Source organism: Blastococcus sp. SYSU DS0541 (assembly GCF_054050875.1).
Map to the genome: position 1 here is coordinate 74,302 of NZ_JBJHAD010000003.1, position 12,309 is coordinate 86,610.

General features: G+C 73.7%; 12 protein-coding genes. 3 read left to right on the forward strand and 9 right to left on the reverse strand.

The features are described from left to right. Positions 1-19: 19 nt before the first annotated feature. The 6 genes from ACI794_RS04795 to ACI794_RS04820 form a co-directional block, all read right to left on the reverse strand. On the reverse strand, positions 20-1,315 hold the full coding sequence (locus ACI794_RS04795) for a PhoH family protein (protein WP_456615767.1): 1,296 nt from the start codon (positions 1,313-1,315) through the stop codon (positions 20-22). A 265-nt stretch (positions 1,316-1,580) separates the two neighbouring features. Further along, complete coding sequence (locus tag ACI794_RS04800) at positions 1,581-2,339, reverse strand: ABC transporter permease (RefSeq protein ID WP_456615768.1); 759 nt, start codon at positions 2,337-2,339, stop codon at positions 1,581-1,583. Further along, a complete protein-coding gene (locus tag ACI794_RS04805) occupies positions 2,336-3,322 on the reverse strand; it encodes an ATP-binding cassette domain-containing protein (protein ID WP_456600951.1) in 987 nt (328 codons plus the stop codon). Before ACI794_RS04805 ends, ACI794_RS04800 begins: the two co-directional genes overlap by 4 nt. A 68-nt stretch (positions 3,323-3,390) precedes the next feature. After that, complete coding sequence (locus ACI794_RS04810; protein WP_456615769.1) at positions 3,391-3,810, reverse strand: hypothetical protein; 420 nt, start codon at positions 3,808-3,810, stop codon at positions 3,391-3,393. Positions 3,811-3,813: 3 nt separating this feature from the next. Then, positions 3,814-5,031: a DUF885 domain-containing protein gene (locus ACI794_RS04815; RefSeq protein ID WP_456615770.1), complete on the reverse strand. Its 1,218-nt coding sequence runs from the start codon at positions 5,029-5,031 to the stop codon at positions 3,814-3,816. Positions 5,032-5,054: 23 nt separating this feature from the next. Further along, positions 5,055-5,843: an isoprenyl transferase gene (locus tag ACI794_RS04820; protein WP_456600954.1), complete on the reverse strand. Its 789-nt coding sequence runs from the start codon at positions 5,841-5,843 to the stop codon at positions 5,055-5,057. A 120-nt stretch (positions 5,844-5,963) separates the two neighbouring features. On the opposite strand from ACI794_RS04820, the gene trhA reads away from it, so the two are divergent. Continuing rightward, the gene (trhA, locus tag ACI794_RS04825; protein WP_456600955.1) at positions 5,964-6,776 is read left to right on the forward strand and encodes a PAQR family membrane homeostasis protein TrhA; all 813 of its coding nucleotides are present in this window, start codon (positions 5,964-5,966) and stop codon (positions 6,774-6,776) included. Positions 6,777-6,923: 147 nt separating this feature from the next. Here trhA and ACI794_RS04830 read toward each other — a convergent pair whose 3' ends face one another. Then, positions 6,924-8,174, reverse strand: coding sequence for a geranylgeranyl reductase family protein (locus ACI794_RS04830; RefSeq protein ID WP_456600956.1), 1,251 nt, complete (start codon positions 8,172-8,174; stop codon positions 6,924-6,926). Positions 8,175-8,193: 19 nt separating this feature from the next. After that, positions 8,194-8,688, reverse strand: coding sequence for a hypothetical protein (locus ACI794_RS04835; RefSeq protein ID WP_456579351.1), 495 nt, complete (start codon positions 8,686-8,688; stop codon positions 8,194-8,196). Between the two features lie 270 nt (positions 8,689-8,958). Here ACI794_RS04835 and ACI794_RS04840 point away from each other — a divergent pair, with 270 nt between their 5' ends. Further along, positions 8,959-9,423, forward strand: coding sequence for a Fur family transcriptional regulator (locus ACI794_RS04840; RefSeq protein WP_456600957.1), 465 nt, complete (start codon positions 8,959-8,961; stop codon positions 9,421-9,423). Next, on the forward strand, positions 9,420-11,642 hold the full coding sequence (katG, locus tag ACI794_RS04845) for a catalase/peroxidase HPI (RefSeq protein ID WP_456615771.1): 2,223 nt from the start codon (positions 9,420-9,422) through the stop codon (positions 11,640-11,642). The genes ACI794_RS04840 and katG overlap by 4 nt, the downstream gene beginning before the upstream one ends. 59 nt (positions 11,643-11,701) lie before the next feature. Here katG and ACI794_RS04850 read toward each other — a convergent pair whose 3' ends face one another. Then, positions 11,702-11,899: a hypothetical protein gene (locus tag ACI794_RS04850; RefSeq protein WP_456615772.1), complete on the reverse strand. Its 198-nt coding sequence runs from the start codon at positions 11,897-11,899 to the stop codon at positions 11,702-11,704. Positions 11,900-12,309: the final 410 nt, after the last annotated feature.

The window sequence follows — 12,309 nt, forward strand, 5'->3', positions numbered from 1 at the left end:
CCCGGAGCGGCCGCCGCGGTCAGAGCGGCAGGTCCTCCAGCATCTCGGTCACCAGCGCGGCGATCGGCGAGCGCTCGGAGCGGGTGAGCGTCACGTGCGCGAAGAGCACGTGGCCCTTGAGCTTCTCGATCACCGCCGTGACGCCGTCGTGCCGGCCGACGCGCAGGTTGTCGCGCTGGGCGACGTCATGGGTGAGCACCACCCGCGAGTTGCTGCCCAGCCGGGAGAGCACGGTCAGGAGCACGCCCCGCTCCAGCGACTGGGCCTCGTCGACGATCACGAAGGAGTCGTGCAGCGAGCGCCCGCGGATGTGGGTCAGCGGCAGCACCTCGATGAGGTCGCGCGCGGCGATCTCCTCGAGCACCTCCTTCGACACCAGCGCGCCGAGGGTGTCGTAGACCGCCTGCGCCCAGGGCGACATCTTCTCGCCCTCGCTGCCCGGCAGGTACCCGAGCTCCTGCCCGCCCACGGCGTACAGCGGCCGGAAGATGACCACCTTCTTGTGCGCCCGCCGCTCCATCACCGACTCCAGCCCCGCGCACAGCGCCAGCGCCGACTTGCCGGTGCCCGCGCGCCCGCCGAGGGAGACGATGCCGATCTCCGGGTCCAGCAGCAGGTCCAGCGCGACCCGCTGCTCGGCCGAGCGGCCGTGCAGGCCGAAGGCCTCCCGGTCGCCGCGCACCAGGCGCACCCTCTTGTCGGGCAGCACCCGGCCCAGCGCCGACCCGCGGGAGGACAGCAGCACCATGCCGGTGTGGGTCGGGAGCTCGGCCGCCGCCGGCAGGAACGCCTCGCCGGTCTCGTAGAGCTCGTCGAGGTCGGCGTCATCGAGGCTGAGCTCGGTCATGCCGGTCCAGCCGGCGTCCACGGCGTCGAGCACGCGGTACTCGTCGGTCTCCAGCGCGACCGCCGCGGCCTTGACCCGCAGCGGGACGTCCTTGGTGACCAGGCAGACGTCCCGGCCCTCGGCCCGCAGGTTCAGCGCGACGACCATGATTCGGCTGTCGTTGCTGTCGTTGCGGAAGCCGGCCGGGAGGGCGGACGGGTCGCTGTGGTTCAGCTCGACGTGCAGCGTGCCGCCCTGCTCCCCCACGGGAACGGGAGCGTCGAGCCGGCCGTGGGTGACCCGGAGGTCGTCCAGGATGCGCAGCGTCTGGCGGGCGAACCAGCCCAGCTCCGGGTGGTTGCGCTTGTCCTCGAGCTCCCCGATGACGACGAGCGGCAGCACCACGTCGGCGTCCCCGAAACGCAGCAGCGCAGCGGGGTCGGAGAGCAGGACCGAGGTGTCGAGGACGAACGTGCGGCGAGTGTTCACGAGTCGGCTCCCGTGGGGCGCCACCTGCGGTGGCAGGCGCACCCCGGCTCGAAGGTGACCGGGCCCCGGCGCAGAGGCCGGGTACCGGCCCCTCTGGACGACGAACGCTCTCGCGCCAACCGGGCCTCCCGTGGACGGCGAGGGCAGCTCGCCTTCCACTGCGGACGCTAGGCCCGGCCAGTGACATCCGCGTGACGTACACCCCACGAGGAGGGGGCGATGTCACCCGGAAGTACCACCGGCACCAGCCGTCCCGCGCGCACGTTCAGCTGGACTCGCGGCGGAACCGGCGCACCCCGAACAGCCAGCCGAGGACCGCCAGCACCAGGGTGAGCACGACGCCCCACCAGGCGGTCGCCGTGCCGTAGCCGCCGACGAAGAACTCCCGGGCGGCCTCGACGATGTGCTTGAACGGGTTGACGTCGCTGAGGGTCTGCAGCCAGCTCGGGGCCAGCGACATCGGCAGCAGGATGCCCGAGAGCAGCACGACCGGGAACACCACCGCGTTCAGGAGCGGCGCGAACGCGTCCTCGCTCTTGAGGGTCAGCGCCAGGGCGTAGGACACCGCGGCGAGCGCGGCGCCGAGCAGCGCCACCACCACGAGGGTCAGGGCGACGCCGGCCACCGGTGCCCGCAGCCCGAGCGGGATCGCGACCAGCACCAGCAGCACCCCCTGCGTGAGCAGGACGACGACGTCGCGCAGCACCCGCCCCAGCAGCAGCGCCATGCGGCTGGCCGGGGTGACCCGCTGGCTCTCGATGACCCCGGCCCGCCACTCCGCGATCAGCCCGAAGCCGACGAACAGCGCCCCGAACATGCCCAGCTGCACCAGGATGCCGGGCACGAAGATCTGGTAGGCATCCCCCGGGCCGAGCTGCTCGGCCAGCGGCTCCAGCAGCGGCCCGAACAGCACGATGTAGAGGATCGGCTGCATCAGGCTGATCACCAGCCAGGTCGGGTTGCGCAGCGACATGCGCATGGCGCGGACGAAGACGGTGCCGGTGTCGCGCAGCAGGGTCCTCATCGCGCCGCCGCCGGGACCTCGGCCGGTGCGCCGCCGGACTCGCGCAGGGACCGGCCGGTCAGGCCGAGGAAGACGTCGTCCAGGCTGGGCCGGCGGCTCTCGATCCCGCTGACGACGACGTCGGCGGCGTCCAGCGCGCGCACCAGCTCGACCAGCGCGCGGCCCCCGTTGGGCACCCGGCCCACGACCCGGTCGGGCAGCAGCTGCGGCGGCTCGGCGCCGGGGAGCGCGCCCACCAGGTGGGCCACCTGGGCCAGCTGGTCCGGGCGCTCCGCCGTCACGGTGAGCACGTCGCCGCCGACCTGGGACTTCAGCTGGTCAGGGGTGCCCTCGGCGACGATCGCGCCGTGGTCGATGACCAGGATCCGGTCGCACAGCGCGTCGGCCTCGTCGAGGTAGTGGGTGGTGAGGAAAACGGTCGTCCCGCGGTCCTCGCGCAGGCTCCGGATGTGCTCCCACAGGTTCGCCCGCGCCTGCGGGTCCAGCCCCGTCGTCGGCTCGTCGAGGAAGACCAGCTCCGGTACGTGGACGAGCCCCACCGCGATGTCGAGGCGGCGGCGCTGGCCCCCCGACATCGACTTGGGCTGCCGCTCCCACAGGCCGTCGAGGTCGAGCTCGGCGAAGAGCCGGCGCCCGCGCTCGGTGGCCTCGGCGGTGCTCATGCCGTAGAGCCGGGCGTGGTCGACCACCTCCTCGCCCGCTCGCGCCTCCGGGGCGGTGGCGCCGCTCTGCGAGACGTACCCGATGCGGCGGCGCACCCCGACGGGGTCGGTGCGCAGGTCGCAGCCGGCCACCGTAGCCGTCCCGGCCGTGGGCTCGAGCAGCGTGGTGAGCATGCGCAGCGTCGTCGTCTTGCCGGCGCCGTTGGGACCGAGGAAGCCGACGATCTCACCGGGGGCGACGTCGAGGTCGACACCGACGACGGCGTGGACCTCCTGCTTCCGCTTGCGGAAGGTGCGGGCGAGACCGCGGGCGTGGATCACGCGCGACAGCATCCACCGGTCCACCGACGGCTTCCACCGGTTTCACCGAGGGCGTCAGCGCCGGCCGGTCACCACCGGTGGTCGGTGCCCTCGGGCCGTCGGCGCAGGGCCGGGCGCTCGACGGTGTCGGTCCGCTCCCCCGGCGGCGGCCGGTGCCGCGGGCCCTGCCGGCGCCGCCGCTCCTGCGCCCAGCCGTCGTCCTCGGGCCACCCGTCCTGCCCGGACCAGCGGTCGTCCGCCCACCTGTCGTCCTCGGGCCAGCGGTCGTCGGCCCGCTCCTCCTCCGGCCACTCGGCCGCCGCCCGCCGCCCGGCCCGCCCGCCGCGGGGCCGCAGCGCCACCAGCGCCCAGACGACCGGGACGACCAGCACCGGCCACTGCACCGCGGGGTCGCCGAACCGCACCATGCCCAGCACCAGGAGCAGGGCGAGCCAGCCCGCGGTCCACAGCCCGAGGAACCGGGCCTGCGACGGCGAGCGGGCGGCCACGGGTCAGGCGACCGGGATCTCGGCGGCGATCCGCTGCGGGGTGAGCGGCTCGTCGAGCAGGCGGACGAAGCGGTCGGCGACCGGCTGCCCGGCCGGGCGGGCGTCGAGCCAGCGCGTGAGGAGGTCGAAGCCCTCGACGTAGGTGGAGATGTAGGCCCGCCACAGCGGATCGGTGAGGAAGCGGATCTGCTGCCGGGCGCGTTCCGGGCTCACCAGCGCCCAGCGCTGCAGGTGGGCCGCCACCTCGTCGGCGTCGGCGCCCCGGTCGTGCAGGAGCACCGCGGCGTCCTGCCGGACCCGGTTGAGCGGCCCGGCCGCGACGGCGATCCGCTCGGCCAGCGCACCGTCGAACCGCAGGCCGAGGTCCCCGAGGATCTCCTCCGACCACACCCCCCAGCCCTCGCCGATCGCCGCCGGGACGCCGAGGTCGGCCAGCCCCTCGGCCATGAGGCACTCGGGGGTGTTGACCAGGAACACGGTGTGCTCGGTGTGACCGGACCGCTCGACGAGCCCCTGCTCCTTGCGGCAGTGCTCCGTGTGGTGCCCCGGGTAGGACTCGTGGGCGACCAGGTGGGCGAGCTGCGAGAGCCGGTGCGGCAGGTCTGCGTTGATGGCGACCCGGGAGCGGTAGCCGCCCTCGTAGTAGTTGAAGCCCGACCACGGCTTGTCGGTGACCACCTCGTACCGGACGGTCTCGACCTCGGGGAGCCCGTACTGCCCGCGCACCCGGTCGCGGAGGGCGCTCGACAGCGCCTGCACCGCGCGCTCGAGCCGGTCCGGCGGGCACTCCTCGCGGCGGCGGTGGGCGGCGTACCGATCGGCCAGGGTGCCGTCGCCGGGGAGCAGCCGGTCCAGCTCCGCGTGGGCGGCGGCGTAGGTGGCCTCGTCACCCAGCTCGACGTCGACCTGGAAGTAGGCGCGCACCTCCTCGACGAAGCCCACCGGCTCGCCGCTCATCTTCCGCGCGCTGCACTCCAGGCCGGTCAGCTGGCCGCGCAGGAAGGCGGCGCGCTCGTCGGGGAGGCCGGCCGCGTCGAGCTCGCGCAGCAGCTCCCGGGCGCGGTCACGCAGCTGCCGCGGGGTCGGCGCCGGCTCGTCCTGGACCTGCGCCCGGATGCGCGGGTCACCGGTGTAGGCGTCGACGAAGCCGGCCTCCAGGCGGTCGAAGCGCAGCCCGAGCCGCACGTACTCCAGGGCGACGTCGAGGGCTCCCGCGGTCATGGCGGCCAGTCTCGCAGCCGCCGTCACCCGCCGAAGCGGCGGTGCCGGGCCGAGTAGTCGCGCAGCGCGCGCAGGAAGTCCACCCGGCGGAAGTCCGGCCAGTAGACGTCGGTGAAGTGGAACTCGGCGTTCGCCGTCTGCCACAGCAGGAACCCCGACATGCGCTGCTCACCGCTGGTGCGGATCACCAGGTCGGGGTCGGGCTGGCCGCGCGTGTAGAGGTGCTCGGCGATGTGCTCGACGTCCAGCACCTCGACCAGCTCCTCCAGCGAGGTGCCGCGAGCGGCGTGCTCGCTCAGCAGCGAGCGGACGGCGTCGGCGATCTCCCGCCGCCCGCCGTAGCCGACGGCCAGGTTGACCGTCGCCCCCGGGCGGTGGCAGGTGTCGCTTTCGGCCTGCTCGAGGACGGCGACGGTGCGCGCCGGCAGCACCTCGCGCGCGCCCATGCTGCGGATGCGCCAACGCCGGCCCGGCCGCGACAGGTCCACGGCGACGTCCTCGATGATCGCCAGGAGCGCGTCGAGCTCGGACGCGGGCCGGCGCAGGTTGTCGGTGGAGAGCATGAACAGGGTGACCACCTGGACGCCGGCGTCGTCGCACCAGCCGAGCAGGTCGGCGATCTTGTCGGCGCCCCGGCGGTGCCCGTGCGCGACGTCCTCGAGCCCGATGGCCCGGGCCCACCGCCGGTTGCCGTCCATGATCACGCCCACGTGCCGCGGCACGTCCGCGCCGACCAGCGCCCGCGCCAACCGCCGCTCGTACACCTGGATGAGCGCCTCACGGACCCGCCGGCGCACCCCCACGACGGTCACCCTAGTTAACGGAGCGCGTCCTGCTCGCCACGCGCAGGCCGCGGCGAGCCTCGGGCCGGGGACGTGCACGTCACAGCCGCAGCGGATGCCGCCACCGCCGCGCGTCCGTAGCCTCGGAGCATGACTGTCCCTCCCTCCGATCGACGAGCAGTACGGGTGGAGGCCGACGGTGCGGAGCTCGAGGCCCCCGCCGGGCAGGCGGTCGCGACCGTCGTCGCCGAGGGCGAACAGGTCCAGCAGACCTGGGACGCCAGCCACTTCGCCGACGCCGACTGGGAGCACCCCGACACCCGTCCCCGCGCACGCGGCTGGATCCACCTGTTCTCGTTCTTCGGTGCCATCGTGGCCGGCGCGGTGCTCGTCCCGCTGGCCTCCGCCCAGGGCGCCCGCGCGGGGTGGTCGGTGGCGGTCTACTGCCTGACCATCTGCGGGCTGTTCGGCATCAGCGCGCTCTACCACCGCCGGCGCTGGTCACCGCGCGGCTGGAAGATCATGAAGCGGCTCGACCACTCGATGATCTTCCTCTTCATCGCCGGCACCTACACGCCGTTCGCGCTGCTGGCCGTCGACCAGCCCACCGGCTTCTGGGTGCTCGGCCTCGTGTGGGCCGGGGCGCTGGCCGGTGTCACGCTCAAGATGACCTGGCCGACGGCGCCGCGCTGGGTGGGCGTGCCGCTCTACATCGGCCTGGGCTGGGTCGCGGTGTTCGTGCTCACCGACATCCTGCACATCGCCGGGGTCGCCTCGATGGTGCTGCTCGCCGTCGGCGGCGTGCTCTACACCCTGGGTGGCATCGCCTACGGCATCAAGAAGCCCAACCCGTGGCCGGAGACGTTCGGCTACCACGAGGTCTTCCACGCGATGACCGTCGTCGCGGCGCTCTGCCACTACATCGCGGTGTACTTCGCGGTGTTCAACTCACCTTTTGTCTGACTCCGTCGGACGACCGCGTCCACTGTCCGTCCCGGCCATGACATCGCGGTCCTCCGGACCGCACCGCGACCACGTGCCGTTCCCCCGTCGCACCGAGCGCGTCCCGTCGCCACTCGGGGAGCCTCCGGGCCCCGCTCGGCCGGGCGATCAGGAGAAGGGCTTGCGGTCGTCCAGGCGGACGGAGAGCTTTCCTGCCGTTCGCCAGAGCCGGGCGACGAGGTCGCGGTCCTCGTCGGTGACCAGGTTGCCCATGACCCGCAGCGCCACCGTCATCAGCGGCCGCGAACGCATGCCGACCGGGCCCGCCAGGGGCAGGAACCGCGGCACGGTGAGCAGCCCCGCCAGGCGCCGCGCGATGGAGAACGCCTCCCCGTACTGCCGGCGCAGGGACGCCGGCCACGCCGACGCCCAGTCGTCCTCGTCCAGCAGCCCCGCCAGCGTCCGGCCGGTCTCCAGCCCGTAGTCGATCCCCTCGCCGTTGAGCGGGTTCACGCAGCCGGCCGCATCCCCCACGAGCGCCCAGTTCCGCCCGGCCACACCCGACACGGCACCACCCATGGGCAGCAGCGCTGAGGTCACCTCCCGGACCGGCCCGTCCAGCTGCCACTCCGCGCGCCGCGACTCGGCGTAGAACTCCAGCAGCGCCTTGAGCTGCACCCCCGCGGGGCGGCGGGCGGTCGCGAGCGTGCCCACGCCCAGGTTGACCTCGCCCGCCTCCCGGCCCAGGGGGAAGACCCACCCGTAGCCCGACAGCAGCTCCCCCTCGGTGCCGCGCAGCTCCAGGTGGGAGCTGATCCACTCGTCGTCGCTGCGACCGGAGCGCACGTAGCTGCGCGCCGCCACCCCGTACGCGGTGTCGCGGTGCCACTCCCGGCCCAGCATGCGGCCCAGCGGCGAGCGGACGCCGTCGGCCACGACCAGCCGCCGGCAGCCGATCGTCCGCGTCGCGCCGTCGGCGCCCTCGAGCACCACCGCGCGCACCCGGTCGCCGTCGCGCTCGACGTCCACGGCCCGGGCGTCGTCCACCGGGAGGGCCCCGGCGTCGACCGCGACCTGGCGGATGCGCGCGTCCAGCTCGGTGCGGGGCACGGCGCTGCCGTGGTCGGGGAACGCGCCCCCGGGCCAGGGCAGCTCCCACTCCCGGCCGAAACCGGCGGCCCGCAGACCGCGGTTGCGCGCCTTCGACCGCGCCCAGACCCCCAGGCCCAGGTGGTCCAGCTCGGCGATCGCCCGCGGGGTCAGCCCGTCACCGCAGGTCTTGTCCCGCGGGAAGACGGCGGCGTCCGCGAGGACGACGTCACGACCGGCCCGCGCCGCCCAGGCGGCGGCCGCGGAGCCGGCCGGGCCCGCTCCCACCACGAGGACGTCGGTGGCTGCGGGCAGGGCGTCGACGGGCACGGGGCCCAGTGTCCCCGAGCTACTGGGGCCCCCGGCGGCGGACCTCCTCGACCGAGGCCATCGCGTCGCGGAGCTCGGTCAGCCAGTCGTCGGCGTGCCGGCCCACGAGGCGGACCGCCCACGCCAGCGCCTCCGAGCGCGACCGGGCGACCCCGGCGTCGACGAGCGTGTCGAGCACCAGCCGCTCGGGCTGCCGGAGGCGGGTCATGACCGGCACGGACGCGTGGGTGAACAGCTGCCGGGTGTCCCCGCACACCGCTCCCCAGGCGACCGATCGGCCGTAGCGCTCCTGCGCGGCGTCGGCGATCGCCATCCGGCGGCCCCGCGTCTCCTCGCGGAAGCGCTCGATCCGTCCTGCGCGGGCGGCACCGGCGTCACCCTCCCCGGCCGCCGGCTCCTCCAGCGTGCCGACGACGGTGATCTCGTCGCGGTCCACGGTCAGCTCGACGGGGCCGGTGAACCAGTCGTCGGGCAGCCGTCCGGCGAACCAGCCGGCGACCTCCGTCCGGTCCACCGGAGGTGGGACGTCCTGGCCCCGCCCGCGGGGCCCGCGACCCCGGCCGCGACCGAAGCCGGGACCCAGCGGTGCGTCGGCGAAACGGTGTCCGTGCATGGCGACCTCCCGGTGCGCGTTGATTACACCGTTACACGGTAAGTCGGGTCGTTGTCCGCCGGTAGGGCGCGGGTTGCGCCGTGAGCGGACACCGCGCGCCCCCGTCGACACCCGTCCGAGATCACGTCCGGAAGACTGGATCGGATCAAGGAAAGCCGACAGGATGACCCGGTGCCCGACTCGGTGGAACTCGCGCACGACCTCCGGGCCGTGGGTCTGCGGGTGACCCGTCCGCGGCTGGCGGTGCTGGACGCCGTCCACGCGCACCCGCACCTCGACACCGACGCGCTGATCGCCGCGGCCCGCGCCCGGCTGGGGGCCGTCTCGCACCAGGCGGTCTACGACGTCCTGCGAGCCCTGACCGACAGCGGCCTCGTGCGGCGGATCCAGCCGCAGGGGTCGCTCGCCCGGTACGAGGCCCGCGTGGGCGACAACCACCACCACCTGGTCTGCCGCGACTGCGGCGCGATCGTCGACGTCGACTGCACCGTCGGCGCCGCCCCGTGCCTGGCCCCGTCCGACGACGCCGGTTTCGTCGTCGACGAGGCCGAGGTCGTCTTCTGGGGCCGCTGCCCCGCCTGCACCACCGCCCGACCCGCTCCCCGTTCCGCCCACCCCCAGGAAGGCACACCGTGAAGGACGAGACCAACAAGGTCGTCACCGACAGCACCAGCGAGAGCGAGAACCCGGCGATCCCCTCGCCGACGCAGGTCACCAACCGCCGTCCGCAGAGCAACCGGGACTGGTGGCCCAACCAGGTCGACCTGTCGGTGCTGAACAAGCCCTCGAAGGACTCCGACCCGCTGGGCGAGGACTTCGACTACCAGGCCGCCTTCGCCACGCTCGACGTCGAGGAGCTCAAGCGCGACGTCGCCCAGGTCATGCGCACGTCGCAGGACTGGTGGCCGGCCGACTGGGGCCACTACGGGCCGCTGTTCATCCGCATGTCGTGGCACGCGGCCGGTACCTACCGCATCGCCGACGGCCGCGGTGGTGGCGGCCAGGGCGCGCAGCGGTTCGCCCCGCTCAACAGCTGGCCGGACAACGCCAACCTGGACAAGGCCCGCCGCCTGCTGCTGCCGATCAAGCAGAAGTACGGCCGAAAGCTCTCCTGGGCCGACCTGCTGGTCTTGGCCGGCAACGTGGCCCACGACGACATGGGCCTGAAGACCTTCGGCTTCGCCTTCGGCCGCGAGGACAGCTGGCAGCCGCAGGAGGTCTTCTGGGGCCCGGAGGACACCTGGCTGGGCGACGAGCGCTACGCCGACAACGCCCCCCTCGACCTCGACGAGGGCCACCTCGCCGCCGTCACCATGGGGCTGATCTACGTCAACCCGGAGGGGCCGAAGGGCCAGCCCGACCCGGTCGCCTCCGCGCACGACATCCGCGTGACCTTCAACCGCATGGGCATGACCGACGAGGAGACCGTCGCCCTCATCGCCGGCGGCCACACGTTCGGCAAGACCCACGGTGCCGGCAACCCCGAGCTCGTCGGCCCGGAGCCGGAGGGCTGCCCGGTCCACGGCAACGGCCTGGGCTGGATCAGCCAGCACGGCACCGGCAAGGGCGCCGACACCATCACCAGCGGTCTCGAGGGCGCCTGGACCCCGACGCCGACCACGTGGGACAACACCTACTTCGAGATGCTCTTCAGCTACGACTGGGAGCTCACCGAGAGCCCGGCGGGCGCCAAGCAGTGGCAGCCGTCGAACCCCGAGGCGCAGGAGCTCGTCCCCGACGCGCACATCGAGGGCAAGAAGAACCCGCCGATGATGGCGACCACCGACCTCGCCCTCATCAAGGACCAGGCCTTCCGCGAGATCTCGGAGCGCTTCTACCGCGACCCCGAGTACTTCGCCGACCAGTACGCCCGCGCCTGGTTCAAGCTGCTGCACCGCGACCTGGGCCCCAAGACCCGCTACCTCGGCCCTGACGTGCCCGCCGAGGACCTCATCTGGCAGGACCCGGTGCCCGCGGTCGACCACGAGCTGGTCGGTGAGGCCGAGATCGCCGACCTCAAGCAGCGCCTGCTCTCCTCCGGGCTGACCGTGTCGCAGCTGGTGCACACCGCCTGGTCCGCGGCCGCCTCCTACCGGGGCACGGACAAGCGCGGCGGCGCCAACGGCGCCCGGCTGCGGCTCGAGCCGCAGATCGGCTGGGCGGTCAACGAGGGCGTCCGCGACGTCCTCCCGGTGCTCGAGCAGGTCAAGGCCGACTTCGAGCAGCAGACGGGCAGGAAGGTCTCGCTCGCCGACCTCATCGTCCTCGGCGGCAGCGCCGCCGTGGAGAAGGCGGCCGCGGACGCCGGCGTGCAGGTGACGGTGCCCTTCCACCCGGGTCGCACCGACGCCTCGCAGGAGCAGACGGACGTCGACAACTTCCGCTGGCTCGAGCCGCGGGCCGACGGCTTCCGCAACTGGATCGCACCGGGCAGCAAGCTGCAGCCGGAGACGCTCCTGGTCGACCGGGCGTACATGCTCGAGCTGACCGCCAAGGAGATGACCCTGCTCGTCGGTGGCCTCCGGGTCCTCGGCGCCACCACCGGCGGCGTCGGGCACGGCGTCTTCACCGACCGGCCGGGCGTGCTGTCGCAGGACTTCTTCCGCAACCTGCTCGACCTGGGCATCCAGTGGCGGACGTCGGTCGACACCGAGGGCGTCTACGAGGGTCTCGACGCCGACGGCAACGTGGTGCGCACCGCCACCGCCGCCGACCTGGTCTTCAACTCGAACTCGATCCTGCGGGGGATCGTCGAGGTCTACTCGGCCGACGACGCGCGGGAGAAGTTCGTGCAGGACTTCGTCGCCGCGTGGGTGAAGGTCATGGAGCTCGACCGCTTCGACCTGCACGCCTGATCGGCCCCGCCGGACGCCCCGGTCCCCTTCGCGGGGGCCGGGGCGTCCGCGCGTGCGCGTCAGGGAGCCTCGTAGACCTCGATCTCCGCCGCACCGGTGTTGCCCCCGCTGGTCGTCCCGGCGTCGATCCGGAGGACCTGCCCGGTGAAGGCGGTCTCGTTCACGACGACGGCGGTGCCTGCCTCGAAGGGCCCGTAGGTGCGCCCGTCGTCGACGGTGACGGTGAACGTCTCGACGACCGCGGTGCCGTCGCTCATCGAGCGACTGCGCAGGGCCAGCCCCACGACGTCGACCGGCCGTCCCAGGTCCAGCGAGGGAGGCGTCGTCGCCGTCGCCCTCGCTGGACCACTCGGTGCCGAGGTCGCCGTCGACGGCGTTGGCCGCGGCGAAGGCCTCGGAGAACTCGGAGCTCACGTCCACGACCTCGGCGCCGAGGGCGGCGTTCGCGCCGGGCGCGGCGGCGACCTCCGCGGACGGCGTCCGGAAGCCCATCAGCTCGCTGCGGTAGAGGTTGCCGTCGGCGCCGGAGCCCTGGACCCGGTAGAAGTACTCGGTGCCGGGCTCGAGGCCGCGCATGACCGCCCGGTGGTCGGCGTGGGCGCCACCGCCCATGTCGGTGTCCGTGGCGATCCCGTCGCCGAGCGACTCGTCACGCCCGAACACCACC

Coding starts and splice junctions, on each gene's coding strand:
- ACI794_RS04800 (WP_456615768.1), bottom strand. CDS start 2,339: ATGAGGACCCTGCTGCGCGACACCGGCACCGTCTTCGTCCGCGCCATG.
- ACI794_RS04815 (WP_456615770.1), bottom strand. CDS start 5,031: ATGACCGCGGGAGCCCTCGACGTCGCCCTGGAGTACGTGCGGCTCGGG.
- trhA (WP_456600955.1), top strand. CDS start 5,964: ATGACTGTCCCTCCCTCCGATCGACGAGCAGTACGGGTGGAGGCCGAC.
- ACI794_RS04850 (WP_456615772.1), bottom strand. CDS start 11,899: ATGAGCGACGGCACCGCGGTCGTCGAGACGTTCACCGTCACCGTCGAC.